The sequence below is a fragment of the Phytohabitans kaempferiae genome, from assembly GCF_042433955.1.
GTDB classification, from domain to species: domain Bacteria; phylum Actinomycetota; class Actinomycetes; order Mycobacteriales; family Micromonosporaceae; genus Phytohabitans; species Phytohabitans kaempferiae.
Map to the genome: position 1 here is coordinate 176820 of NZ_JBHLUH010000012.1, position 24326 is coordinate 201145.

Annotated in this window: 27 protein-coding genes; 12 read left to right on the forward strand and 15 right to left on the reverse strand. The window is 69.7% G+C overall.

Going from position 1 to position 24326, the window contains the following annotated elements; genetic code table 11:
• Positions 1-264: 264 nt before the first annotated feature.
• The 3 genes from ACFFIA_RS10430 to ACFFIA_RS10440 all read left to right on the forward strand — a co-directional run bounded on the left by ACFFIA_RS10430 (position 265) and on the right by ACFFIA_RS10440 (position 2128).
• A complete protein-coding gene (locus ACFFIA_RS10430; RefSeq protein WP_377249194.1) occupies positions 265-825 on the forward strand; it encodes an RNA polymerase sigma factor in 561 nt (186 codons plus the stop codon).
• A gap of 23 nt (positions 826-848) precedes the next feature.
• Positions 849-1385, forward strand: a complete 537-nt coding sequence (locus tag ACFFIA_RS10435) for a GtrA family protein (protein ID WP_377249196.1) — start codon at positions 849-851, stop codon at positions 1383-1385.
• A gap of 71 nt (positions 1386-1456) precedes the next feature.
• The gene (locus ACFFIA_RS10440; protein WP_377249198.1) at positions 1457-2128 is read left to right on the forward strand and encodes a GtrA family protein; all 672 of its coding nucleotides are present in this window, start codon (positions 1457-1459) and stop codon (positions 2126-2128) included.
• Positions 2129-2190: 62 nt separating this feature from the next.
• Here the strand turns inward: ACFFIA_RS10440 and ACFFIA_RS10445 are convergent, their stop codons facing one another.
• The 3 genes from ACFFIA_RS10445 to ACFFIA_RS10455 form a co-directional block, all read right to left on the reverse strand.
• On the reverse strand, positions 2191-2760 hold the full coding sequence (locus ACFFIA_RS10445; RefSeq protein ID WP_377249200.1) for a PH domain-containing protein: 570 nt from the start codon (positions 2758-2760) through the stop codon (positions 2191-2193).
• Between the two features lie 138 nt (positions 2761-2898).
• Complete coding sequence (locus ACFFIA_RS10450) at positions 2899-3756, reverse strand: biotin--[acetyl-CoA-carboxylase] ligase (RefSeq protein ID WP_377249731.1); 858 nt, start codon at positions 3754-3756, stop codon at positions 2899-2901.
• A 64-nt stretch (positions 3757-3820) separates the two neighbouring features.
• A complete protein-coding gene (locus ACFFIA_RS10455; RefSeq protein WP_377249202.1) occupies positions 3821-4087 on the reverse strand; it encodes a hypothetical protein in 267 nt (88 codons plus the stop codon).
• An 82-nt stretch (positions 4088-4169) separates the two neighbouring features.
• Here ACFFIA_RS10455 and ACFFIA_RS10460 point away from each other — a divergent pair, with 82 nt between their 5' ends.
• Entirely contained in the window at positions 4170-5762 is a 1593-nt protein-coding gene (locus ACFFIA_RS10460; protein WP_377249204.1) for an acyl-CoA carboxylase subunit beta, read from the forward strand.
• 53 nt (positions 5763-5815) lie between these two features.
• On the opposite strand, the gene ACFFIA_RS10465 is transcribed toward ACFFIA_RS10460, so the two are convergent.
• From ACFFIA_RS10465 to ACFFIA_RS10490, 6 genes are all read right to left on the reverse strand, one after another.
• Positions 5816-6550 (reverse strand): M50 family metallopeptidase, encoded by a 735-nt coding sequence (locus ACFFIA_RS10465; RefSeq protein ID WP_377249206.1) that lies wholly within the window; start codon positions 6548-6550, stop codon positions 5816-5818.
• 66 nt (positions 6551-6616) lie between these two features.
• Entirely contained in the window at positions 6617-7393 is a 777-nt protein-coding gene (locus ACFFIA_RS10470) for a GH25 family lysozyme (RefSeq protein WP_377249208.1), read from the reverse strand.
• A gap of 107 nt (positions 7394-7500) precedes the next feature.
• Positions 7501-8151: a peptidoglycan recognition protein family protein gene (locus ACFFIA_RS10475; protein WP_377249210.1), complete on the reverse strand. Its 651-nt coding sequence runs from the start codon at positions 8149-8151 to the stop codon at positions 7501-7503.
• 72 nt (positions 8152-8223) lie between these two features.
• On the reverse strand, positions 8224-8751 hold the full coding sequence (locus ACFFIA_RS10480; RefSeq protein WP_377249212.1) for a hypothetical protein: 528 nt from the start codon (positions 8749-8751) through the stop codon (positions 8224-8226).
• A gap of 4 nt (positions 8752-8755) precedes the next feature.
• Positions 8756-8968, reverse strand: a complete 213-nt coding sequence (locus tag ACFFIA_RS10485; protein WP_377249214.1) for a hypothetical protein — start codon at positions 8966-8968, stop codon at positions 8756-8758.
• A 39-nt stretch (positions 8969-9007) separates the two neighbouring features.
• Positions 9008-10831: a serine/threonine-protein kinase gene (locus ACFFIA_RS10490; RefSeq protein WP_377249216.1), complete on the reverse strand. Its 1824-nt coding sequence runs from the start codon at positions 10829-10831 to the stop codon at positions 9008-9010.
• 84 nt (positions 10832-10915) lie between these two features.
• Here ACFFIA_RS10490 and ACFFIA_RS10495 point away from each other — a divergent pair, with 84 nt between their 5' ends.
• From ACFFIA_RS10495 to mycP, 4 genes are all read left to right on the forward strand, one after another.
• A complete protein-coding gene (locus tag ACFFIA_RS10495) occupies positions 10916-11119 on the forward strand; it encodes an acyl-CoA carboxylase subunit epsilon (protein WP_377249218.1) in 204 nt (67 codons plus the stop codon).
• Positions 11120-11486: 367 nt separating this feature from the next.
• Positions 11487-11900, forward strand: coding sequence for a hypothetical protein (locus ACFFIA_RS10500; protein WP_377249220.1), 414 nt, complete (start codon positions 11487-11489; stop codon positions 11898-11900).
• Position 11901: 1 nt separating this feature from the next.
• Entirely contained in the window at positions 11902-13113 is a 1212-nt protein-coding gene (locus ACFFIA_RS10505; RefSeq protein WP_377249222.1) for a hypothetical protein, read from the forward strand.
• A 113-nt stretch (positions 13114-13226) separates the two neighbouring features.
• Positions 13227-14228, forward strand: a complete 1002-nt coding sequence (mycP, locus tag ACFFIA_RS10510; RefSeq protein WP_377249733.1) for a type VII secretion-associated serine protease mycosin — start codon at positions 13227-13229, stop codon at positions 14226-14228.
• A gap of 124 nt (positions 14229-14352) precedes the next feature.
• Here the strand turns inward: mycP and ACFFIA_RS10515 are convergent, their stop codons facing one another.
• Positions 14353-15099, reverse strand: a complete 747-nt coding sequence (locus ACFFIA_RS10515) for a hypothetical protein (RefSeq protein ID WP_377249224.1) — start codon at positions 15097-15099, stop codon at positions 14353-14355.
• On the reverse strand, positions 15092-15589 hold the full coding sequence (locus ACFFIA_RS10520) for a SigE family RNA polymerase sigma factor (protein WP_377249226.1): 498 nt from the start codon (positions 15587-15589) through the stop codon (positions 15092-15094). Before ACFFIA_RS10520 ends, ACFFIA_RS10515 begins: the two co-directional genes overlap by 8 nt.
• Before the next feature lie 178 nt (positions 15590-15767).
• Here ACFFIA_RS10520 and ACFFIA_RS10525 point away from each other — a divergent pair, with 178 nt between their 5' ends.
• Together ACFFIA_RS10525 and ACFFIA_RS10530 are read left to right on the forward strand one after the other, a co-directional pair.
• The gene (locus ACFFIA_RS10525; protein WP_377249228.1) at positions 15768-16424 is read left to right on the forward strand and encodes a Maf family protein; all 657 of its coding nucleotides are present in this window, start codon (positions 15768-15770) and stop codon (positions 16422-16424) included.
• 189 nt (positions 16425-16613) lie between these two features.
• A complete protein-coding gene (locus tag ACFFIA_RS10530) occupies positions 16614-17267 on the forward strand; it encodes an O-methyltransferase (protein WP_377249230.1) in 654 nt (217 codons plus the stop codon).
• Between the two features lie 10 nt (positions 17268-17277).
• On the opposite strand, the gene ACFFIA_RS10535 is transcribed toward ACFFIA_RS10530, so the two are convergent.
• The 4 genes from ACFFIA_RS10535 to ACFFIA_RS10550 all read right to left on the reverse strand — a co-directional run bounded on the left by ACFFIA_RS10535 (position 17278) and on the right by ACFFIA_RS10550 (position 21048).
• Entirely contained in the window at positions 17278-18600 is a 1323-nt protein-coding gene (locus ACFFIA_RS10535; protein ID WP_377249232.1) for an MFS transporter, read from the reverse strand.
• A gap of 59 nt (positions 18601-18659) precedes the next feature.
• Positions 18660-19406 carry an ABC transporter permease gene (locus ACFFIA_RS10540; RefSeq protein WP_377249234.1) on the reverse strand — a complete coding sequence of 249 codons (747 nt, stop codon included), beginning with the start codon at positions 19404-19406 and terminating at the stop codon, positions 18660-18662.
• 3 nt (positions 19407-19409) lie between these two features.
• Positions 19410-20363 carry an ATP-binding cassette domain-containing protein gene (locus tag ACFFIA_RS10545; protein ID WP_377249236.1) on the reverse strand — a complete coding sequence of 318 codons (954 nt, stop codon included), beginning with the start codon at positions 20361-20363 and terminating at the stop codon, positions 19410-19412.
• A gap of 79 nt (positions 20364-20442) precedes the next feature.
• The gene (locus tag ACFFIA_RS10550; RefSeq protein ID WP_377249238.1) at positions 20443-21048 is read right to left on the reverse strand and encodes a PadR family transcriptional regulator; all 606 of its coding nucleotides are present in this window, start codon (positions 21046-21048) and stop codon (positions 20443-20445) included.
• Between the two features lie 75 nt (positions 21049-21123).
• Here ACFFIA_RS10550 and ACFFIA_RS10555 point away from each other — a divergent pair, with 75 nt between their 5' ends.
• Entirely contained in the window at positions 21124-22875 is a 1752-nt protein-coding gene (locus ACFFIA_RS10555; RefSeq protein ID WP_377249240.1) for an acetyl/propionyl/methylcrotonyl-CoA carboxylase subunit alpha, read from the forward strand.
• Between the two features lie 10 nt (positions 22876-22885).
• Positions 22886-24322 carry a GuaB1 family IMP dehydrogenase-related protein gene (locus ACFFIA_RS10560; protein ID WP_377249242.1) on the forward strand — a complete coding sequence of 479 codons (1437 nt, stop codon included), beginning with the start codon at positions 22886-22888 and terminating at the stop codon, positions 24320-24322.
• The last annotated feature ends 4 nt before the right edge of the window (positions 24323-24326 follow it).

Genomic DNA, 24326 nt, shown 5'->3' on the forward strand with positions numbered 1-24326 from the left:
GCCGGAGAATCCGACGCGCCTCCTGAAGTCATCGGGATTTCAGCTCAGCGTAAGCCGATCAGCCCGGCTGAGCAGCGGGGACGGTTGTGAAACTCTGCACAAGGTTCGGCGTTTGTGCACCGACGCGACGGTTTTCGCGCTCCCACGCGCAGTTTCACGCAAAGCTTCCTGTGACCTCTTCACCTCTTCCGGGTAAGCCCGAATTGCCCTAAGGTTCTGGTTAGCTCCTGTTACCGCCCAATAAATCCCCCGTTGGAGGCGGCAGTGACTACCCATGTCGAGTTGAGTGACGCGCACCTTCTGGCGGCCGTACGCGATGGCGACAGCACCGCGTACGGAGCCCTCTACGCCCGCCACGCTGGCGCGGCCAGACGCCTGGCCTACACACTGGTCCGATGTCCGGCGGACGCCGACGACCTCGTGTCCGAGACGTTCGCCAAGGTGCTGGCCGTGCTCCGCGCCGGCCGCGGCCCGGACGTGGCGTTCCGTGCCTACCTGCACACGACCCTGCGTCACGTGCGGTACGACCGGATGCGGCGGGACCAGCGGATCGAGTTCACCGACGACCTGACCCGATACGAGCAGGGCGAGCCGTTTCAGGACACGGCCGTGGTGCAGGTCGAGCGGGCCCAGGCGGCGCGCGCCTTCGCCCAGTTGCCCGAGCGATGGCGCACGGTGCTGTGGCACACGGAGGTCGAGGGCGAGCCGCACGCCCAGGTCGCGCCGAGGCTTGGCCTCACCCCTGGTGGAGTAGCCGCTCTGGCGTACCGAGCACGTGAACGGCTACGCCAGATATATGCGCGGGAGGCGTCCAGTGCGGGATGAGCAAAGCCGGTACCCTCGACCTCGTGTCCGCAACCGTCACCGGCGAGCCTTCGGCGTCTTCCTCCCCTAGACCGGGCTTCCTGCGCCGGCTCTGGGAGCGTTTCGGACACCTCGTCCACGAGCTGGGCAAGTTCGGGACCGTCGGCATCATCGCCTTCGGCGTCGACCTGATCCTCTTCAACATCGCGCTCGCCCTGCTCGACATGGAGTCGCTGACCGCCAAGATCTTCTCCACGGCCATCGCGGCGACGGTCGCCTTCATCGGAAACCGGTTCTGGACCTGGCGCAACCGCGCCCGGTCCAACCTCGCCCGGGAGTACGTCATCTACTTCGTGCTCAACGCGCTGGGGCTGAGCTTCAGCCTGCTCACGCTGGCCATTTCCCACTATGGCCTGGGCAGCATCTGGCCGGCATTCAAGAACCCCATCGCGGATAACATCTCGGCAAACATCGTCGGCACGGCGATGGGCACCACATTTCGTTTCTGGTCCTACCGGCGTTGGGTATTCCTGAAGCCCGATGCACAGCCCGTCCCCGCCACGGTTACGGAGAGCAAGTAGCGGGCGTGACCTTCAGTAAACCTCCAGCCGGTCGCGGCCACGTGGCCGCCAGACTGCCGTAAGGTGGCCGAATGCGTCTTGTCCGCCTGCTACCCGAGCGTTGGCAGAAGTTCATCAGCGAGGCGCTGAAGTTCGGCGCGGTCGGCGGCGTGAACACCGTAGTCAACTACGCTCTGTTCAACGCGCTGGTGCTGACCGTTCTCGCAGACGGGCAGCTCAAGGCGACCGTCATCGCGACCATCGTCGCGATGACGTCGTCCTACTTCATGAACCGGCACTGGACGTTCCGCGACCGGCCGAAGTCGGCGATGCGCCGTGAGTACTCGCTGTTCTTCCTCTTCAACGCGGCCGGCCTGCTCATCGAGCTCGGCGTGCTGGCCATCGCCAAGTACGGCCTGGACATCCACGGCCTGCTCGCGCTCAACCTGGTCAAGACCGTCGGCCTCGTGCTCGGCATGGCCTTCCGGTTCTGGTCCTACCGCACCTTCGTCTTCAGGCCGTTGCCGGCGGGCGCCGAGCACCAGCACCACCTCGACCCGGTCGCCGAGATCGTCGAGGCGATGGAGGAGTCGGAGCCGGCGACGGCCGCGGTCCCCGCGCAGGCGCGCAACGGCGAGAAGGCGGAGTTCGAGGAGCTGACCGAGCCGCTGGAAGCCGAGCTGGCCTCGCCGCTCGACGACGTCGCGCTCGACGCCGAGCTGGCGGTCGAGCTCGACGCGGCCCGCCACTCGACGACCCGCTGACGCACAGAAACACCAAAGGGCGCCCCGCGAGCGGGGCGCCCTTTCGCTTGCCGGGATGAGCCCTACGGCTGCTGGGCCTCGCCGGCCCCCTGGTTGGACTCGCGCATGATCTCGCGCATCTCCTCGTCGCCGAGGCTGTGCTTGTCGTGGTTGGCCTCGATCAGCTCGTAGAGCTTGGTCTGGACCCGCTCCACGCCGGGCATGTCGCGGAGCACCGACTGGCCGCGCTCACCGGCGGACTCGATCGTGAGCGTGCCACAGCCGAGCAGGCGCTCGATGAACGTCTGGCTCATCGAGTGGTCGTTGACGCGGCCGAGCGGGATGTCCCGCCGGTCGCGGGAGAACACGCCGTGCTGGAGGATCACGCGTTCATTGGTGAAGACGTGGTGCGTCGTCCGCCAGACCAGGACCGGCCAGACGGTCAGCCACAGCACGACGACAAGCGCCACCGCGGCGACGACGTAGAGCGTGATGGTGCCGCCGCTGCCATCGGGAAGAAAGATCCAGGCGGCAATCAGGCCGACGAGTGCCAACACCAGCACCAGTACCGGCCGGATCGCCTCCTTCCAGTGCGGGTGCATGTGCAGCACGACGTGCTCGTCCTTGGTGAGCACGTCTTCCGGAAAGGCCACGCCAACCTCCTCATTCACATTCGTGACGGGGCTGACGGTAGCGGTTGTGGGCCAGCCGCGGAAACGTGGACACTACTTTTCGCCGTTTCCGCGTGCCAAATGGACGGCCCGGGGGCGCCGAGCGTTTTCGTGGCGGATTCAGCGCACGTGGAGGACGTCACCGGCGGCGACGGATTGCACGCGCCCCTCGGCCGTGCGGACGACGAGCTGGCCGTCGGCGTCGATGGCGGTCGCCTCGCCGGCCAGCTCCTCGCCGGAGGGGAGCCGCACACGCACGCTCCGGCCGAGCGTGCCGCAGTGGTGCCGGTACGCCTCAGCCAGGCCGGACGCCTCCGCGTCGCCCCCGGCCTCCCGCCAGCGGGCGTACCAGGTGGCGAGCCCACGGAGCAGCGCGCGCAGCAGCGGGTCGCGGTCGGTCATCACCGCACCGGCGAGCTGGAGCGAGGTGGCCGGCCGGTCGGGCGGCAGCTCACCCGCGCGGAGTGTCACGTTGAGCCCGATACCGACCACGACGGCACCGCCCCCGTCGGGCACGCCCTCGGCGAGGATGCCGGCGCACTTGAGGTCGCCGACCATCAGGTCGTTGGGCCACTTGAGCACGGCGGGCACCTCGGCCAGCCGGGTCACGGTCTCGACCAGGGCGACCCCGGCGAGCAGCGGCAGCCAGCCGTACGCCGCCGGCGGGGCCGCGGGCCAATCCCGCTCGGGCACGGCCACACCGGGGCGAAGCAGCACGCTGGCGGTGATGCCCGCGCGAGGCGGCGAGACCCACTCCCGCCCACGGCGCCCCCGGCCAGCGGTCTGTGCCTCGGCCACGACCACCAGGCCCTCCGGCTCGCCGTCGCGCGCCGCGCCGGCCGCGTCGGCGTTGGTCGAGCCGGTCTCCGCCCGCAGGTCCAGGCGGGTCCACGGCCCGGCGGCGGTGACCAGTGCCGCCGTGAGCCGATGGGCGTTGAGCGGCGGCCGGTCCAGGTCCGTGTACGGCGAGGTCACCAGGCGAGCCTATGCCTGTGCCCGGAGGGGCGCCGAAGGAAGCCGGCGTCCGGCGCCGCGACCGGCCCTACTCCGGCCAGTCCGTACGCCGGGACATGTAGACCGTGCCGCGCACTGGTGGCACGTAGATCGGTCGGGCGCCGTACTCGCCACGGTCGGCGTCGTCGAGCGGGATGTCGATCGGGTCGTACGTCGACTCCTCCCGCTTCCCGACGTACGGCACCTGCTCGTCCGGTGGGGCGTCCGGCTCCTCGTCCTGCTGCTGCCAGAGCGCACGTCGCAGGGCGACGAGCACGATCGCCCCACTGACCATGAGCGCGAGACCCAAGAGCATCACGCTGGAGCTAACGAATAGGGCATTTGCCGCGAAACGACTCAGTTGATCCACCGAACTCGCCGGTAGTTACGATCATCTAGTGACCGTTCAGGAAAGCTCGACCGAGATCGATGTCCACACGACACCGGGCAAGATCGCCGACCTGGAGCGCCGGGTCGACGAAGCCGTACACGCCGGCTCGGCCCGCGCCGTGGAGAAGCAGCACGCCCGCGGCAAGAAGACCGCCCGCGAGCGGATCGCGATGTTGCTCGACGAGGGCTCCTTCGTCGAGCTGGACGAGCTGGCCCGCCACCGCTCGACCGCCTTCGGACTGGACCAGACCCGGCCGTACGGTGACGGCGTGGTGACCGGCTACGGCACGGTCGACGGCCGCCAGGTGTGCGTGTTCGCCCAGGACTTCACCGTCTTCGGCGGCTCGCTCGGCGAGGTCTTCGGCGAGAAGATCGTCAAGGTCATGGACCTGGCGATGAAGACCGGATGCCCGGTGATCGGCATCAACGACTCCGGTGGCGCGCGCATCCAGGAGGGCGTGGTCAGCCTCGGCCTGTACGGCGAGATCTTCTTCCGCAACGTGCGGGCCAGCGGTGTGATCCCGCAGATCTCGCTGGTGATGGGGCCGTGCGCGGGCGGCGCGGTCTACTCCCCCGCGGTCACCGACTTCACGGTGATGGTCGACCAGACCTCGCACATGTTCATCACCGGTCCCGACGTCATCAAGACGGTCACCGGTGAAGATGTCGGCTTCGAGGAGCTGGGCGGCGCGCGTACGCACAACACGCGCTCCGGCAACGCGCACTACCTCGGCACCGACGAGGACGACGCGATCGACTTCGTCAAGGCGCTCCTGTCGTACCTGCCCTCCAACAACATGGACGACCCGCCGGTCTTCCCGAGCGAGTCCACATTGGAGGTCAGCGACGAAGACCGCGTGCTCGACACGCTGATCCCCGACTCGGCCAACCAGCCGTACGACATCCACCGCGTGATCGAGCACGTGCTCGACGACGGCGAGTTCCTCGAGGTGCACGCGCTCTTCGCGCAGAACATCGTGGTCGGCTTCGGCCGGGTCGAGGGGCGCCCGGTCGGCGTGGTCGCCAACCAGCCCATGCACTTCGCCGGCTGCCTCGACATCGCCGCGTCCGAGAAGGCGGCCCGTTTCGTGCGCACCTGCGACGCGTTCAACATCCCGGTACTGACCTTTGTGGACGTTCCCGGCTTCCTCCCCGGCACCGGCCAGGAGTGGGAGGGCATCATCCGGCGCGGCGCCAAGCTCATCTACGCGTACGCCGAAGCGACCGTCCCGAAGGTCACCGTCATCACGCGCAAGGCGTACGGCGGCGCGTACGACGTCATGGGCTCCAAGCACCTCGGCGCCGACCTCAACTTCGCGTGGCCGACCGCGCAGATCGCGGTGATGGGCGCGCAGGGGGCGGTCAACATCCTGCACCGGGCCGCGCTCGCCAAGGCGGAGGACCCGGCGGCACTGCGGGCCGAACTCATCACCAAGTACGAGGACACGCTCGCCAACCCGTACATCGCGGCCGAACGGGGCTACGTCGACGCGGTCATCCAGCCGTCGCAGACCCGCGTGCAGGTCGTGCGGGCGCTGCGGGCGCTGCGTACCAAGCGGGAGACCCTGCCGCCGAAGAAGCACGGCAACATCCCGCTCTGACGCTCCTCCCGGCGGCGTCCGCGGTCGGCGGGCGCTGCCGGGGGACAGAAGCGCTACATCAGGTCGTCGACGAAGGGCTTCACCAGCAGGTAGCCACCGAGCGCCAGCGCGCCCAGGTTGACCAGCCCGAAGAAGCCGACCCAGACGATGCCGGGCACGTGCGTGACGCCGGCGAGCTGGTCCGCGTCCGATTCGGGGAGCCGCCCGCGCCGCCGGAGGGTCTGGAGCTCGCCGACCGGCCGTACGCCGCCGAGGAGCAGAAACCACACGCCGGCGTACGCGAACACGGCCTGCACGTCCGGCGAGGCGAACCACGACACGGCGAAGACCACGCCGGTGGTGACCACAATGGACACTATGCCGAAGGCGTTGCGGATCAGCACGAGCATCGCGAGGAGCAGCACCACGGCGACCCACAGCAGCAGCCGGATGCGGTTGCCGGCCAGTACCCACGCGCCCGCCAGGCCGATGAGCGAGGGGGCGATGTAGCCGGCCAGCAGCGTGAACGCCATGCCCGGCCCGCTCGGCCGCCCGGCGGAGAGGGTGAGGCCGGACGTGTCCGAGTGCAGCCGGATGCCGCGCAGCTTGCGCCCGGTCAGCAACGCCGCCAGCGCGTGCCCGCCCTCGTGCGCGATGGTGATCGCGTTGCGGGCGATCCGCCACACCACGCGGGTCAGCACGACGGCGAGCGCCGCCACGCCGGTGAGGATCACCAGCAGCAGCGGCGGTTCGGGCTGCCCTCCGACGAGCCAGTCCCAGGCGTCTGTCAAACCGTCTACCGAGGCCACAGCCGGCGAGCCTAGCCCAAGGGCACACGGGTGGGGCGGCGCGCGTGGCGCCGCCCCACCACCTCACTACGTGTTGTTAGCGAGTGCGATCAGACGGTCACGGGCGCCGTTGAAGTGGTTGCGGTCGACGTTGCCCGAGATGCCGGAGACGGCACCGGTGGACGTGTACTGCCAGAAGGTCCAGAACGGTGCGCCTGGGGGAAGCGCGCCGACGGAGCTGGCCCAGCGGGCGACCCACAGTGGGCTGGTGCTCCACGGGCCGCTCCAGCTGCCGGTGCAGGTGTTCCAGAAGCTGGTGGTGGTGTAGATGACGGCGTGGCGGCCGGTGCGCGCGCGGTACTGGTTGAGGAAGCTCGTCACCCAGTTGCGCATGGCGGTCGTGCTGAGGCCGTAGCAGTACGCGCCATAGGGGTTGGCCTCGAGGTCGAGGGCCGCGGGGAGAGTGCGACTGTCGGCCGACCAGGCGCCCCCGTTGTTCGCCAGGAAGTTGGCCTGCACCGCGCCGGTGCTGCGGTTGGGCAGGGCGAAGTGGTAGGCCCCGCGGATCACGCCGGCGTTGTACGCGGCGACGTAGTTGGTGTCGAAGCGGGGGTCGAGGTAAGACGTGCCCTCGGTCGCCTTGATGAACGCGAACTGGATGCCGGCGTTGCGCACGCTCGTCCAGTTGATCGCGCCCTGGTAGTGGGAGACGTCGATGCCGGGGGTCGTCGCGGCCATCGCCGGCGTGGCGGAGATGCCCACCAGAGTCGCGGTCGTGGCCACCATGGCGAGGGCCGCACTGGCGAGCCGGCGAAGGCCGGTGCGCGGGCGTCTAGCGATGCCATCGGTGCTGATGCTGGTCATAGTGCCTCCCCAGGACTAGGGACCAACAAGGATGGATATTTCTTGACATCTTTGAAGAAAACTAACCATGATCGCAATAGATCCTGTGCAAATTTTTCGGGTCCGGTTCATGCACCGAGCACGGCCGCGACCCGCTGGCGGAGTTCGGGAAGACGGGCGTAGAAGACGTCGCCCGGACACTGCGTGGCGACATAGTCGCGGTGCCCGACGATCGCGCCGAACGGGTCGAGCGAATAGACGTCACAGAGCCAGGCGCAGGTGCGTACGAGCGAGTTGAAAAGCGCGGCCGGCGGTGTCGCCGAGACGTAGATGCCCTCGTTTTCGATACCGATGGTGTGGTCGTTGTGGTTCGCGGTCTGCGCGCCGCTCACGTGCTGGCGCTCGGTGATGGCGCGGAGGCTGAGCTGCCGCCCTTCCATCAGGTAGCCACCACGACTGATCGTGAGCTGTTGCCCCGAGTCGATCCAGCCGTTCTGGTCCATGTGCAGGTTTTGGATCCACTTCGAGTGACGGAAGGCAGCCGCCAGTGAGTAGTCGGTGGTGTTGGCGCCGGCGGTGTGGTGCACAACGATGTGGTCCGGCTGGCGGTCGAGGTAGCGGATCGTCCCGGTGGCCGGGCGGGCGCCCCACTCGGCGCGCGTGTAGACGCGCGGCGGCGTGACCGCGGCCCACGCCGGGCTGGCGGCGAAGACGCCGCCGAGCAGGGCACCACCGGCGATGCCGACAGCGCCCGCGAGCAGCGTTCGTCGTTCTGGCACGAGAGACCTCCTTCGATGGGATGGCAAAAGTTACCGTAACCATCCATCGATGTGGAGGAAAGCGCCAGACCTCTATGTCTCGCGTTCGTCGAGTGTGCGGATCAGGCGCAGCACGTCGCGCGCCTGCGCCAGCCCTTCGCCGGCCCGGCCCGCCGCGGCGAGGTGGTTCGCCCGCTCGCCCACCGCGACGGCCAGCTGCTCGCCCCACTCCGGTGACACCTGCTCCAGCAACAGCCGGTAGACCGCCACCGCCACACCGCTGGCGCTCGCCGCCGCCATGTGGTCGCCGCGCCGGGGCGCACAGCCGGGCGACGTGCGGGCGGTCATCGCGTAGAAGCCGGCCGCGTCGAGGGGGAGCTGGTCGCGCGCGTCGAGGTCGGAGTAGCGGCGCAGCGCGTCCTCCGCCGCCGCCGCGTCGTCGGGCCGGTCGTCAGCCTCCAAAGAGGACGCCAGCAGGCTCATCGCCCGCGCGACAGCGCGCTCCGTGCCGACTTCCCTGGGGAGCGCCAGGTAGGTGGTGACCGCCTGCCGCTGGCAGGCGACCGCTTCCGCGGTGCGTCCCAGCCCGGTGTACGTGATGCCGAGGCAAGTCAGCAACAAGTGGTTATCGGTTGACGACGTTCGGTTGCCGACGAGGTCGAGTCCGTTCGACCATCACCGGGCGGAGATGCCGTGCAGCCCACCAGCCACCGAAGCCGATCACGACTGCGGAGAGGGTGAGCAGCACGACCACGATGCCCAGGCTGTAGAGCAACAACACTCCGGTCATCGACCAGAGCGCCACGCTCGGCTTAAGTACGTGCTGTCGGTAGCTCACGGCGATAGCAGTACCCGCGTACCGCCCTGGTCATGCCGATTAGTCACGCGCCGGGCGAAAACTATCTACTATCAGGGCAAAGTTCTCCTGGTTGGCCGCCCAGCGAGAGTCAAGCGTCGACCAGTAAATCCCGTATGCCTGGTTCGGCGAGGTGATGAAACCGCGGTTGACGACGTGGAGACGGTTGCCGTTGCGGCTCGTGTACGTCCACTCCCAGTCGGCCGCCTTGTCCCAGTAGTCGACCGCCGCGATCTTCACCCGCTGGTAGTCGGAGTAGTTGCCGCGTCGCGCCCGCTCCTGCTGCGTCCAGTCGGCCACCGGGTCGGGCTTGGGCCGGTTGGTCTGGTCGATGCCGAGCACACGCCCCTCGCCGCCGCGCTCGCGGAAGAAGACCATCGAGCCTTCCTGCGTCCGCGACCAACCCTGCGGCACCGCTATCGAGAAGCCGGTGGGGTCGTTGTACGTCTCCCAGCCCGCCGGGAGCGCCGTGGCTGTGCTCCGCGGCGACGCGCTCGGCGTCGGCGGGGACGCGCTGGTGGTCGACTCCGTGGCCGGCGTCGACGGCGGTGCGGCGCTCGTCGCGCCAGGCGCTGGCGCCGTGGTGGCACCAGCGCCCGACGGCGTGTCACCGTCACCGCCATTGAGAGCGACGATCAAAACCAACGCGAGTACGACAACGAGGGCGGCTCCCGAGATCAAGGCGACTCGGGCCAGGCGCGGCGCCGAGGGTGGGACCAGTGCCGGCGCGGCTTCCGCCGGCTTTTCCACCGACTCGTCACGCTTGCCCGGCACCACCGGCACCGACGGGTCCGCCTGCGGGCGGGGGGCCGGCACCGCGACCTTGGTCTCCGCCTCGTCCTTTGGCGGCTCGGTCACGGCGGGCGGCTCGGCCGGCGCCTCGACGGGCGGCTCCGCCAGCGCCTTGGTCGGCGGCTCTGCGGCGGCGACCACCGTCGTCGGCTTGACGTCGGGCAACGGATCGCGGCGCTGGGTCGCGGACGGACGGCGTACCCCATCTCGGAGGGAAAGCGTGGCGCGGGGCCGGCGGCCGGCCGCGCGCCGCAACATGCGATCGGCCTCTTCCGCCTTGATCCGCGCCGTCGGATCCTTGCGCAGCAAGCCGTTGAGCACCGGCTTGAGCGCACCACCGCGGCGCGGCGTGGGCACCGGCTCGGTGGCGAGCGCGGCCAGCGTGCCGATCGCCGACGGCCGCGCGAACGGCGACTGCCCCTCCACCGCCGCGTAGAGCGTCGCGCCCAGCGACCACAGGTCGGCCTCCGGACCGGCCGTGCCATCGCGAGCCCGCTCCGGCGCGATGTACGCCGGTGAGCCGAGGACCAGGCCGGTGCGCGTCACATTTGGGTCGCCGGGGACCGTCGCCAGCCCGAAATCGGTGAGCACGACCCGCCCGTCTTCGGCCAGCAAAACGTTGGCCGGCTTGACATCTCGGTGCACCACGCCCGAACGGTGGGCCGCCCGCAACGCCCCCAACACACCGATGCCGATCTCGGCCGCGCGCGTGGCCGACACCGGGCCGTCGTTGGCGAGCACGTCCTGTAAGGACCGGGACGGCACGTACTCCATCACGATCCACGGGTCGCCATCGGTGCGCAGCACGTCGAAGATGCGCACGACGTTGGCATTGTTGAGCCGGGCGATGGCGCGCGCCTCACGCAACGACCGCTCGCGCATCTCCTGCCGCTCCTCGACCGTCAGCCCGGGCGGCGGCACCAGCTCTTTGATCGCGACCTCACGGTGGAGGACCTCGTCGCTCGCCTTCCACACCCGGCCCATGCCGCCCTGACCGAGCGGCTCCAGAAGCCGGTAGCGGTCCGCGACGAGTTGGGTGGGAGTGGGAGACACCCGAAGAACTTACCCGGCGGAGATGAGAGGCACACCGGTGGATGTGAGGGTTTGTGACTGTCTTCTCTCTTGTACTCTGCCTCTATGTCCGAGCCGCAGCCATTCTTTCGGGTGGTACGAGGTACGCCGACGGCCGAGGAGCTCGCCGCCCTGGTCGGCGCGGTGATGTCCCGCCGCAGGGCCACCGTGCCCGACAACCCCGGCCCGGCGGTGTCCGCGTGGGCCCGGAGCGCCCGCCCAGGCGGGCTGGCCGCGGCGGGCTGGCGCTTGTCGGCCTCGCCGAGGTAGATCGCGCTGGCTCTCGGCCCCTTGGCTGGCTTTCGGCCCGCGTTCTCGGCGTTGGCTGCGTTGTCTGCTCGTGTGGGCTGGTGGGCTTGTAGTCCGGCCTGGCTCTTTTCGTTCGATGATCGGCGTGGCTCTTGGCCTGTGCTCGACGCGGGCTGATGGGCCTGTGGGCCGGCCTGGCTCTTGATCTGTGCGCGGCCTGGGCCGCTGGGCCTGTGGGGCGGCCGGCGTGGGCCCTGGGCTTGCCTGGCGGCTGCTTCCCTTGCTCTCCCATGTTTTGCTCCGTGGCGAGCGCTCGGCGGGACCCCGATGATCGCCTTTATCGATTAGCCTCGACGGGGTAGGGCGCTTTCGTTTATCGGGAGGGCCGATGGGGCGACCCGCAGAGGATTCCGGACCAGCGTGGCTGGGCGGCTATGCCCAGATCGAGGCCGATATCGGCCGGATGGAAGAGTTCGCGGCCCGCTTACGCGCCGAGGTCGTCGACAACTACGCCGCCCATCTCCCCCACGTCACCGACGACATGGCGATAGATCTTCCCGAGCCGCCGGAAGAATTCGAAGAGCTGACCAACTTCCTGCAAACCCACCGCGCGTCCCAGTTCAACACGGCCGACCTCGTCTACTTCTACCAAGAGGCAACGTGGGGCCTGGCAACGGCAGCCGCCGAGGTCAGCAGCATGTACGGCACAGCCGACGCATTCGCCGCCGCGCGAGCCATCGACGTGGAGTCCGCCTTGGACGGCACGGCCGCGGCTGCCCCACCCCCACCGCAGGGAAGCTGACATGACTTGGGAGCGCAGCGGCGTACCGTACGCACGGCCGGGCACGAGCTGGTTCGACCGCGAGGTGCCCGCGATGTGGCACGCGCTGGAAAACCAACAGAGCGACGACCACTGGCGCCTGGTGGCCGGCTGGCGCAAGGCGTCCGAGCTGACCGCCACACATCTACGCCGGCTGGAGCAGTACCGCGCCAACCTGGCCGAGGCCTGGCCCCCAGACCGCAACGCGGCCGCCGCCGCGTACGTCGCCCGCCTCGACTTCCTGATCGACAACGTCCGCACCACGCACGAGGTGGCAGCCGCCAACTACTCAACCCTCGCGGCGACGGTAGGCGCACTGGCGACAGCACGCCGCGAGCTGAGGCCGCTGTACGACGAGTACATGAGCACGGCCCGCGCAATCAAGGACCATGCGGAGACGGTCGCCTTCAACAGGAGCGCCGAGGTAGCCACCGTGATCAGCGCCGCGCCCGCCAGCGCCCAGGACCTGGAGAGGCTGAACAACAGGGCGCGCTCCATCATGTACGTGCTGAGCCACACCTTGGTAGAGGCCAAGGCCGCCATCCGCCAGCCACCTACGTACCAGCCGAGAACTGAACGCGACGGCGGCGACCCCGACGCGTACGGCAATGCCAGTACAGAATCGGCAGGAACACGGAGTCCGACCTCGGCGTCGAGCGCACAAACTAGCAGTCAACGACTACCTGACACCGACATCAGAGGGAATCTGCCTACGCAAGACTCGTCGCCTCCCCTTGCCCCAGTACCTACCCCTCCGGCCAACGGCGGCTTGATCGGTTTGCCGCCCGGCTCCGTGCTTCCAGGTCGAACAGGGCAGGGCGGTGGCAGTGGGCTGGCAACGACGCCAAACTCGACAAGAATCCGTGCCGCAGCACCACTTCCACCCGGCGGAGTGATCGGGCCCGCGCCCGGTACGGAACGAATGGAGGGCTCACGAGGCCCTCGACCAAATCCAGTAGGCGGACTCGTTGGCGGCCAGCGACCGTTGGGAAGCAGATTCGATCACGGAAGCATTGTCCAGCCCATCTACGGCCCCATTGGCGCCACTTCCTCTAGCCGCGAGCGCGTGATCCCTCGTCGCCACTCCGACACGTCATGGGAGATCGAGAAAGGGGTGCCACCGATCATTGAGCCGCGGACTGAAGCCGATCACATCAACCCAGGACCTGTGATTGGACTGGACCCGTGGCGGTAGACAAACCAGTTAGAAGACAGGCGTTCTTCGCCGCCGCACTGACCACGCTCTCGTTTACGATCTTCCATATAGATCGAATCCGAGATGACCAATGGCACCTATCACACCTGAATGTGGCGCAGGCACACGCGTACAGCCTCGGCGACCGCGTCATCGTCGCGGTCATTGACACAGGTGTAGATCCTCATCCAGATCTACTCCACAACCTCTTGCCAGGCACAGACCTAGCAACTACCTCAGGGAACGGCCAGCACGACACAGACTCACATGGCACAGGTATGGCAGGCCTCATTGCTGCACACGGCACCGGTCCATCTGCCGGCGCGCTAGGAATCGCCCCGCAGGCGAAGATCCTTCCAATTCGGGAACCTTCATCTTCTCAGGGGGCCGATAGCGACGTGCTCGCCCGCGGAATTACGTGGGCTCTGCACAATAATGCAGCAGTACTAAACATCTCCTCCGCAGGTGGCTCTTCTCCTGCCCTCCGAGATGCGATCAAGTCGGCTCTGGACAGGGACGTCGTAGTTGTAGCGCCAGCGGGAAACCGCCCCTTCGATTTGGGAGTGACCTTTCCTGCGGCGTATGACGGTGTTCTTGCTGTTGGGGCGACCGACCGCAACGGCGACCATGCTGAGGTCTCCGTCACCGGTGAGCAGGTTGCCATCTCCGCGCCCGGCGTTGACATCTACAGCACCAGCTACAACGGCCAGTACCGCAAGGGCACTGGCACCTCAGACGCGGCCGCCATTGTTTCTGGGGCTGTCGCGCTCGTGCGGAGTAAGTATCCGCAGCTTTCCGCGCCTGAGGTTGTCCACCGGCTCACCGCGACCGCCACCGACAAAGGGGCGCCGGGTCGGGATGAGCAGTACGGCTACGGTGTGCTGAATCTCGTCGCGGCGCTTACCGCTGACGTGCCGCCCCTCGGCGAGCCGACTGCCGCGCCGACCACCACCGGGGCTGCCGCCGTGCCCGAGCAATCAGACGACCACGCCGATGGCGGCCTGCTCGGGGCGGTGTTGGCCGCGTTGGGCGCCGCCGCCGTCTTGGCGATCGGGTTGGCCTACTGGCACCGGCGGCGCCAGAAGACCTCGCGGCCTCCGCCGATCTCTCGCTGAGCCGAGTTTCGAGTCGCGCCGGAGACGACGGTCCACGCGCATTTGGGCTGCCAAAGTTTGGCTCGGCAGCAAAAGCGCGCCGTCGTGGAACAGCATCGTGGACCGACTACCGGGCCGGCGGGCGCTAGCTGCTCAGGCGTGCCGCCATCGGCTCGCCCATCCGCCTCGCCTCGGCGGCGTCGTCCGTGTCGTAGCGCAGCGTTGCTACCAGGTCTGATACGCGGACCACGACGGTGTACTGCACCAGGTCGGCACCGAACTCCATCCGGACCAGCAGCGAGTCGTCGCCGGCGAAGCGCTCGTCGACAACGGTCTGGCGGAGTTGGACGTCGCCGTTTGTTGGTTGGTACGCGGGGCAGGCTGCCAGCATGCGGCGGACGTCCGCCATGTTGGCCGCCGCGTCGGGGTAGCGTTCGACGATTTCCCAGCTCGCCGAGGTACCGGCGGTGTAGTTGTGGCCGCGGGCGTCGCGGCGCTGTCCGAGCGTCGGAAAGTCCGCTGCCCGAAAGGCGGGACAGGACTCCACACCTGGCCAGGACGACGCGGGTCCGTCGGGGCCCTGGTCGTCCATCTCAGACACGGTCACGCCGCCAACCGATCCGAAGTCGCCGGGCTGGAGCATCACCGACCCCGGCACCTCCTGTGTCCCCATCGTCGACAGCGAGGCCGCGGGCGGGGCCGGCTCCCCGCCGATACCCATTGCCCATCCTGTCCCAAGCCCAGCCACCGCGAGCACGGCCGACCCGGCGGCGAGTGCCTGGCGATGTGTGCGCTGCCGCCCTCGGCGGCGGACCTGGTCTGGTGGGGCGAACGGCGCCGGTGGCCGGCTGCCGCGCAGTTGCTCGAAAAGCACCGTGAGCTGCTCAGACATGTGAGTCCTCCGTCGGGTCCAGGGAGAGCATCTCGGCGAGGGTGCGGCGGCCGCGGGCGAGGCGGGCCTTGACCGTGCCGGTGGGTACGCCGGTTTCGCGTGCGACTTCGGCCACCGGCAGGCCGACCATGTGGTGGAGGACGATCGCCACGCGCTGGGCCGTGGGCAGTCGCCTGAGTGCGGCCACCAGCGCGACCGCGTCGGGGTTAGGGCCGGGGAGCGCGGGTGGCGGTCCGTGGCGGCGATGAGCGAGCACAGCGGTACGCGCGCGGCGCCACCGGCTGATCGCGATGCGTCTGGCCACCGTGCGTACCCATGCCTCGGGATCGCCGTACTCGCGCACGCTCGACCAGCGTTGCCAGGCACGCGCGAACGCCTCCTGCACCGCGTCCTGAGCCTCGGCCGCGTTGCCGGTGACCGCGTACAGGCAGTCGAACAGGCGCTGGCGACTCTCGGCGTAGAACGCGTCAAAGCTGTCGGTTTCCGGCACGGGCGGCTCCCCAAGCTCCTCTCGGTCACCACGGTCGCACGGTGCGATCATGGCTACGGGTCACGGGCGAACTCGTGGCGTACCTGGCGGCCGGCTCGCACCCCGCCAGACATGCCCTAGTCACGCGGCACGGTGCCGGGCGGTTGCATCGAAGGCGCGGCAAAGTACGGTCATCACCGTGCGTACGCGTCCTCAGACCCAGCCTCGTCTCGTCCTCGCCTCGGCCAGCCCTGCCCGGCGCAAGCTGTTGCAGGCCGCCGGCATCGAGCCAGAAGTGCTGGTCAGCGGCGTGGACGAGGGAGGCATAGCGGCCGCATCGGCCGAGGAACTCTGTCTCGAGCTTGCCCGCCGCAAGGCGCAGGCCGTCGCCGACCGGCTGCACGCGGCCGTCATCCGTGGAGAGCTGCACACGGCGGACACGCTGGTGCTGGGGTGCGACTCGGTGCTCGAGTTCCACGGCGAGGTCTTCGGCAAGCCGGCGAGCGCCGCCGAGGCGATGAAGCGGTGGGAGCGCATGCGTGGCCAGGCCGGCGTGCTGCACACCGGCCACTGCCTGATCAAGTGGGACTCCCGCGCGGCCGCCGTCGCCTCGACCGTCGTGCACTTCGCCAACGTGACCGACGAGGAGATCGCCGCGTACGTGGCCACGGGCGAGCCGCTCAACGTGGCCGGCGCGTTCACGATCGACGGGCTCGGCGGGGCGTTCGTGGAACGGATCGAGGGGAACGCCGGCACCGTCATCGGCCTCTCGCTCCCGCTCCTCCGCGAGTTGCTGGCCGATCTCGGTCACTCGATCACGGAGCTGTGGACCACCAACGCGCAGCCCGGAGCCTGAGCGCGGCCGCCGCCAAGCTCACCGCCGCCGCAAACACACCAGCCACCTGAAACGGCGCGAACGCCACCGCGCCGCGGCCGCCACAAATTGGGCACCGCCACCGCAACGGCGCGCCGCCGCGACGGGCGCGGCCTCCGCGTTCGGAAGGCTGGAGCCGGATTCAAGGGCGGAGAGCCTAGGCTCATCACCATGACCGTCAAGACGCTGCCCATGACCGACGAACTGCACGCGTACGTCGTGGAGCACGGCTCACCGCCCGACGAGATCATGCGTGACCTGATCGAGGAGACCGAGCGCTCGCTGCCCAGCAACGCGCAGATGCAGGTGGCGCCGGAGCAGGCGGTGTTCCTGTCGCTGCTCACCAAGCTGGTCGGCGCGCGGCACGTGGTGGAGGTGGGCACGTTCACCGGGCTGTCGTCGCTGGCGATGGCGCGCGGGCTGGCCGATGGCGGCAAGGTGGTGTGCTTCGACATCTCCGACGAGTTCACGTCGGTGGCCCGCCGCTACTGGGAGCGCGCCGGCGTGGCCGACCGCATCGACCTGCGCATCGGGCCGGCGGCCGAGCGGCTGCGGGAGCTGCCCCAGGAGCCGCACATCGACCTGTCGTTCATCGACGCGGACAAGACGGGCTACCCGGCGTACTGGGAGGAGCTCGTGCCGCGGACGCGTTCCGGTGGGCTGATCGTGGTCGACAACGTGCTGCGAGACGGGCGGGTGCTGGCGCCGCAGGACGACAACGACAAGGCGATCGTGAAGTTCAACGACATCGCCGCGCAGGACGAGCGGGTCGAGGTCGTCATGCTCCCGATCGCCGACGGGCTCACCATCGCCCGGCGCCGCTGACCGGCCCGCCCTACAGACCGCCACCGCCCGCGGGCCGGCCATCACCGGGAGACCCGCCCGCGAGTTGGCCACCGCCCAGGGGCAAACCGCCATCCGCGACAGGGCTGCCCACGAGAGGGCCACCGCCCGACGAAGGACCGCCGTCCACAAGCGGACCGCCGCCCGCAAGGTCAGGCACCGCGGCGGAGTGTGCGCGGCGCAGCCGCACCGCGAGTACCGCCGCGACCGCGATGAAAGCGGGCAGCAGCAGGAACGCGCGGTGCGGCCCGACCTCGTCGGCGACCCAGCCCAGCACGACCGGCGCGACGCCGAAGCCGATGGCGCCGGAGTACATCGAGTAGGCGGACGCGCGGTCCCGTTGCCCCTCGGCGACCGCCAGCGCCAGCGAGACGCCGAGTGGGTAGTGCATCGCGTTGCCCACGCCGAGCACCATCAGCCCCACCGCCGCGGCCCACGGCACCGCGGAGAGCCAGAAGATGGCGAAGCCCACCACGCTCACGGCCAGCGCGCCCAGCAGCAGCGGCACCGCGGCGACCCGCCGGGCCAGGGCGGAGCCGACCAGCCGCCCGGCGAACATCCCGCCCACGATCGCCGCGACCGTCGCCGAGGCGGCGCCCGGTGCCATGCCGGCGTGCGTACGCAGCACGTCGGCCGCCCACAGCGACAGGCACACCTCGACCGAGCCGGTGGCGGCGAGCATCGCCCACGCGAGCCAGTACGTGCGGGGCAGCGGCCGCCCTGCGGAAACCACCGCGGGCGCGGCCGCTGACGACGGAAGCCGTACCCGGAAAAGGAGGTTGGCCGCGAACACCAGCGCGATCAGGCCGACCACGACGGCGATTCCCGGGCGCCAGCCCAAGCCGGCACTCACCGAGAGGCCGATCACGATGGGCGCGACGACGCCCGCGCCGGCGGCGACCGCGTTGGCCTCGCTGATGGCGGCGGTGGCGCCGGCGCCATGCTGGTCGGCGAGCGCCGCGTTGACGCCGCTGACCACCATCGTGCCGAAGGTCGCGGCGAGCACCGCTGCGGTGAGCGTCGCCGGCAGCACCTCGAACGCGCCGAGCACGCCGACCGCCACCGCGAGGCCGGCCAGTGCCAGCCACAGCACGCCGCCCCGCCCGAGCCGCCCGGCCAGCCACGGGAAGGCCGACGCGCCGAGCAGCGCGCCCACCGCGAGTCCGGTGCTGTGCAGGCTGGCGACCGCCGCCGTGGTGCCCTGCTCGTCGCGCAGGAGCGGGACGACGGGACCGAAGCCATACAGGAAGAAGCCCCACAGCCCCAGTTGCGCGTAGGTCAGCAGCGTGACGCGGTCACGCACGAGCGGGGGCACGGTCCTTACGCTAAGCGCTACGGACCGTGCCCCGGAAGCGACGCGAAAACAGGGACTTATCAGCGGACGCTGCGGGCGAACGACCGGGCCGACCAGGCCAGCGTCAACACGGTGAGCCCGCCCAGGATGAGCAGCGCCTGCCACACGCTGCTGTCGCCCGGGTTGCCGGCGAAGAGCGCGCGGCTCGCGTTGACCGCCCACGAGAACGGGTTGAAGTCGGCCACCGCCGCGACCCAGCCGGTGAGCGGCAGCAGGATGCCGGAGAGGAGCAGGAGCGGCTGGGCCACACCGTTCATGAGGGGGGCGAGCGCGTCTTCGCTGCGCAGCTTGAGCGCGAGCGCGTTGGAGGCCGCGGAGAGCATCACGCCGATGAGGCCGAGCATCAGGTAGGCCAGCAGCACGTCGCCCACGCGCACGGTCAGCCCGAACGGGATGGCGAGCACCGTGATCAGCACCGCCTGGACGATCAGCGTGGTGACGTCGCGCAGCGAGCGGCCGAGCATCAGCGCGAGGCGGCTGACCGGCGTGACCCGGCTGCGCTCGATCACGCCCGCCCGCAGCTCGGCGATCAGGCCGAACCCGACGAACATCGAGCCGAACATCGCGAGCATCACCAGCAGGCCCGGCACGAAGAAGCGGTAGGCCTCGGCCGTGGTGGGCGCCTGGAGCGCGTCCTTGAGCAGCGGGCCGAAGAGGAGCAGGAAGTAGAGCGGCTGGAGGATGCCGATCACGACCCACACCGGATTGCGGAGGACGAGCAGCATCTGCCGCTGGAAGATCAGCCAGGTGTCGCGGAGCAGTTTCATCGGTCAGCTCTCCCGGAGGGAACGTCCGGTCTTCTCCAGGAAGACGTCGTCAAGGCTGGGGCGGTGGAGCTCGATGGTGCCGAGTTCGATGCCGACGGAGTCGAGCCTGCGGAGGATCTGCGGGATCGCGGTGGCGCCCTGGTCGACGTAGAGGCGGAGCCCGTCTTCGACCGTCTCCAGCTTGTTGACGTAGCTCTCGCCGTCGAGCATCTGCGCCGCGTCCGGCGTCTTGCCGTTTACCCCGACCGTGACCACGTCGCCGGCCACCTCGCGCTTGAGCTCGTCGGGCGTGCCCTCCGCGACGATCTCGCCGTAGTCCATGATGGCGAGCCGGTCGCAGAGCGCGTCGGCCTCTTCGAGGTAGTGCGTGGTCACGAAGACCGTCACGCCTTCGGCACGCAGGCGACGGATCTCGTCCCACATGTGGGCGCGGCTCTGCGGGTCGAGGCCCGTGGTGGGCTCGTCGAGGAAGACCACCTTGGGGTCGTGGATGATGCCGAGCGCGATGTCGACCCGGCGGCGCTGGCCGCCCGAGTAGGTCTTGCACTTGCGATCCGCGTACTCCGTCAGCTGGAACGCCTCCAGCGCGCGGACCGCCCGCTGCTGCGCGTCCGCCTTGCCGATGCCATACATCCTCGCGTGCAGCACCAGCTCCTCGCGGGCGCTCACCTCATCCCACGTGCTGCCGCCCTGCGCGACGTAACCGATGCGGCGGCGCACCTCGCCCGGGTCGCGGCGGAGGTCGGCGCCGGCGATCATGGCCTCGCCACCGTCGGGCTCGATCAGCGTGGCGAGCATGCGGAGGGTGGTCGTCTTGCCCGCTCCGTTTGGCCCCAGGAAGCCGAAGATCTCGCCCTCACCGACGAAGAGGTCGACGCCGCGCACGGCCTCGACGGTCTTGTGCTCCCGCCCCTGACGGGAACGGAACGACTTCCGCAGGCCCTTTGTCTCGATCATCAACGTCGGCTCCCCGTCGGACATGGTTGACTGCCGCTACACGCTAACGCGATATAACGCATCTAATCAAGCTTGATTATTACTCGACCTTGCGTTGCCAGCTCTCCCAGTCGGGCCGGTCGTCCGACAGCTTCTCGGGCAGGTACGACACTCCCGACTCGACCAGCCCCGCGACCCGCTCGCACCACGCGATCTCGCCGTTGTTGCGGGCTACCATCAGCTCCCACATCCAGGTCACGTGCGCAGGCTTCTCCCGCAGCCACCCTTTCTCCGCGGCCACCGCCACGCCCTCGTTGGCCGCGCGCAACTGGGCCGCCCGGTTGTAAAGCGCCGCCACCGCCTCCTCGCGGGGCAGCGCCGGAAGGAAGTTCAGCGCCGCGAAGAACGGGTCTGTGACTGATTTCATCTCCCACCAGTAGCCACGCAACAGGTTATCGAATTCGCCCTGACCTTTTGGAGTGATTTCGTACGTTGTGCGGGCCGGACGACTCCCCACCTGCTCAGTCGCGACCTCGCGCAGCAGCCCTTCCTCGGCCAGCTTGCGGAGCGCGTGGTAGATCGATCCAGGTTGTACGTTCGCCCACTTGTCCGCACTCCAACTGAGCAGCTCACGGCGTACGTCGTAGCCGTGGACGGGCTGCATCCAACTGACCAGACCGAGGATCATCATGCGGGTTGTCGACACGCGACAAGCGTAATAGACAAGTTTGACTAACCTACGGGTAACTTCCCAGCTCCCGCAGGTCGTACACTCCCGTTCATGCGCAGGGTTCTGATCGCCAACCGGGGCGAGATCGCCGTCCGGGTCATTCGCGCCTGCCGGGATGCCGGCCTCGCCAGCGTCGCCGTCTACGCCGACTCCGACCGGGACGCCCTTCACGTCACGCTCGCCGACGAGGCATACGCACTGGGCGGCGACACCGCGCCCGAGACCTACCTGCGCATCGACAAGCTGATCGACATCGCGCGGCGGTCCGAGGCGGACGCGGTCCACCCCGGCTACGGCTTCCTCGCCGAAAACGCCGACTTCGCCGAGGCGGTGCTGGCGGCGGGGCTGACCTGGATCGGCCCGAGCCCGCAGGCGATCCGTGACCTGGGCGACAAGGTGACCGCCCGGCACATCGCGCAGCGGGCCGGCGCGCCGCTGGTGCCGGGCACGCCCGACCCGGTCGCCGGTCCCAACGAGGTGGTCGCGTTCGCCCGCGAACACGGGCTGCCGGTGGCGATCAAGGCGGCCTTCGGCGGTGGCGGGCGGGGCCTCAAGGTCGCCCGCGACCTCGAGGAGATCCCCGCGCTCTTCGAGTCGGCCACGCGCGAGGCGGTCGCCGCGTTCGGGCGGGGCGAGTGCTTCGTCGAGCGCTACCTCGACCAGCCGCGCCACGTCGAGGCCCAGGTGCTCGCCGACCAGCACGGCAACGTGGTCGTGGTGGGCACGCGCGACTGCTCGTTGCAGCGCCGCCACCAGAAGCTCGTCGAGGAGGCGCCCGCCCCCTTCCTCACCGACGACCAGCGCAAGCAGATCCACGAGTCGGCCAAGGCGATCTGCCGCGAGGCCGGCTACCACGGCGCCGGCACGGTCGAATACCTGGTCGGCCGCGACGGCACCATCTCGTTCCTGGAGGTCAACACGCGCCTCCAGGTCGAGCATCCGGTGACCGAGGAGACCGCCGGCATCGACCTGGTGCGCGAGCAGTTCCGGATCGCCGCGGGCGAGCGGCTGCGGCTGACCGCCGACCCGGTGCCGCGCGGCCACTCGATCGAGTTCCGGATCAACGGCGAAGACCCCGGCCGCAACTTCCTGCCCGCGCCCGGCGCCGTCACCCGCCTGCGCCTGCCCGAGGGGCCGGGCGTACGGGTCGACACCGGGATCGAGAGCGGCAGCGTGATCGGCGGCAACTTCGACTCGCTGCTCGCCAAGGTCATCATCACCGGCGAGACCCGCACCGAGGCCCTCGAACGCGCCCGCCGCGCCCTCGACGAGATGGTCGTGGAGGGGATGGCCACCGCTCTGCCCTTCCACCGCCTGATCGTGCGCGATCCCGCGTTCACCGCCGAGCCCTTCACCGTCCACACGCGGTGGATCGAGACCGAGTGGGACAACACCGTCCCGCCGTTCGCCGGCGGTGCTGCCGCCGGCGGGGCGGAAGAACGGGAGACCGTCGTGGTCGAGGTCGGCGGCAAGCGCCTGGAGGTCAGCCTCCCCGCCGGCTTCTCCGGAGGTACGCCCACCGGGGCGGCCCCGGCCCGGGGCGGCGCTCCGCGCCGGACGAGGGGCGCCTCCGCTGCCGCGGCTGCCCGTGGCGACGCGCTCACCTCGCCCATGCAGGGCACGATCGTCAAAATCGCGGTAGCCGATGGTGACACCGTGGCCGAAGGCGACACGATCGTCGTCCTCGAGGCGATGAAGATGGAGCAGCCGCTCAACGCCCACAAGGCGGGCACCGTGACCGGCCTCAACGCGCAGGTCGGCGATGTCGTCACCGCGGGTGCGACCATCTGCGAGCTCAAATAAGCTACTCAGAGTGCGGTTTCTCAACGGCGCGGCGCCCGCGCACGACCTGACGTACAGCGATGTCTTCATGGCACCGGTCCGTTCCGAGGTCGGTTCGCGGCTCGATGTCGACCTGGCCACCACTGACGGCACCGGCACCACGATCCCGCTGGTCGTCTCCAACATGACGGCGGTCGCCGGCCGGCGGATGGCCGAGACGGTGGCGCGGCGCGGCGCGATCGCGGTGATCCCGCAGGACATCCCGATCGACGTGGTCGCCGAGGTGATCGCCTGGGTCAAGCAGCGCCACCTCGTACACGACACCGCCATCACGCTCGCCCCCACCGACACCGTGGGCGACGCGATCCACCTGCTCCCCAAGCGGGCACACGGCGCGGTCGTGGTGGTCGACGACGGCCGCCCGGTCGGCGTGGTCACCGAGGCCGACTGCGAGGGCGTCGACCGGTTCGCGCAGGTGCGCCACGTGATGTCGACGGAGCTGCTGACCGTACGCGCGGAGGCCGACCCGCGCGAGGGCTTCGACCGGCTGGCCACCGACCGGCGCCGCTTCGCCCCGGTGGTCGACATCGACGGGCGGCTGGTCGGCGTGCTGACCCGGCAGGGCGCGTTGCGCGCCACGCTCTACCAGCCGGCGCTCGACGGCAAGGGGCGGCTGCGCGTCGCGGCCGCGATCGGCATCAACGGCGACGTGGCCGGCAAGGCGGCGGCGCTGCTGGAGGCGGGCGTCGACACGCTCGTCGTGGACACCGCGCACGGCCACCAGGAGCGGATGCTCACCGCGCTGCGGGCGGTGCGCCGGCTCGACCCGGGCGTACCGGTGGCGGCCGGCAACGTGGTGACCGCCGACGGCGTACGCGACCTGGCCGACGCCGGTGCCGACATCGTCAAGGTGGGCGTCGGGCCGGGCGCGATGTGCACCACGCGGATGATGACCGGCGTGGGGCGCCCGCAGTTCTCCGCGGTGCTCGACTGTGCCACCGCCGCCCGCGACCTGGGCCGCCACGTGTGGGCCGACGGCGGCGTACGCCATCCGCGCGACGTCGCCCTCGCCCTGGCCGCCGGCGCCTCCAACGTGATGATCGGCTCGTGGTTCGCCGGCACGTACGAGTCCCCCGGCGACCTTTACACCGATGTGGACGGTCGCCGCTACAAGGAGAACTTCGGCATGGCGTCGGCCCGCGCGGTGAGCGCCCGGACGGCCGACGACACGCCGTTCGACCGGGCCCGCAAGGCGGTCTTCGAGGAGGGCATCTCCACCGCGCGGATGTACCTCGACCCGACCCGCCCCGGTGTCGAAGACGTGATCGACGAGATCGTGGCGGGCGTGCGCAGCGCGTGCACGTACGCCGGCGCCGCCTCGCTGGCCGAGTTCGCCGAGCGGGCGCTGGTGGGCGTGCAGAGCATGGCCGGCTACACCGAGGGCATGCCGCTGCCGACGAGCTGGTAGCGGC

Excerpts from the sequence above, each read along its gene's own strand:
- ACFFIA_RS10540 (WP_377249234.1), bottom strand. The coding sequence starts at position 19,406 with ATGAAACTGCTCCGCGACACCTGGCTGATCTTCCAGCGGCAGATGCTG.
- ACFFIA_RS10495 (WP_377249218.1), top strand. The coding sequence starts at position 10,916 with ATGTCCGAGCCGCAGCCATTCTTTCGGGTGGTACGAGGTACGCCGACG.
- ACFFIA_RS10545 (WP_377249236.1), bottom strand. The coding sequence starts at position 20,363 with ATGATCGAGACAAAGGGCCTGCGGAAGTCGTTCCGTTCCCGTCAGGGG.
- ACFFIA_RS10515 (WP_377249224.1), bottom strand. The coding sequence starts at position 15,099 with ATGTCTGAGCAGCTCACGGTGCTTTTCGAGCAACTGCGCGGCAGCCGG.
- ACFFIA_RS10455 (WP_377249202.1), bottom strand. The coding sequence starts at position 4,087 with ATGCTCTTGGGTCTCGCGCTCATGGTCAGTGGGGCGATCGTGCTCGTC.
- ACFFIA_RS10505 (WP_377249222.1), top strand. The coding sequence starts at position 11,902 with ATGACTTGGGAGCGCAGCGGCGTACCGTACGCACGGCCGGGCACGAGC.
- ACFFIA_RS10500 (WP_377249220.1), top strand. The coding sequence starts at position 11,487 with ATGGGGCGACCCGCAGAGGATTCCGGACCAGCGTGGCTGGGCGGCTAT.
- ACFFIA_RS10440 (WP_377249198.1), top strand. The coding sequence starts at position 1,457 with ATGCGTCTTGTCCGCCTGCTACCCGAGCGTTGGCAGAAGTTCATCAGC.
- ACFFIA_RS10555 (WP_377249240.1), top strand. The coding sequence starts at position 21,124 with ATGCGCAGGGTTCTGATCGCCAACCGGGGCGAGATCGCCGTCCGGGTC.
- ACFFIA_RS10470 (WP_377249208.1), bottom strand. The coding sequence starts at position 7,393 with ATGACCAGCATCAGCACCGATGGCATCGCTAGACGCCCGCGCACCGGC.
- ACFFIA_RS10530 (WP_377249230.1), top strand. The coding sequence starts at position 16,614 with ATGACCGTCAAGACGCTGCCCATGACCGACGAACTGCACGCGTACGTC.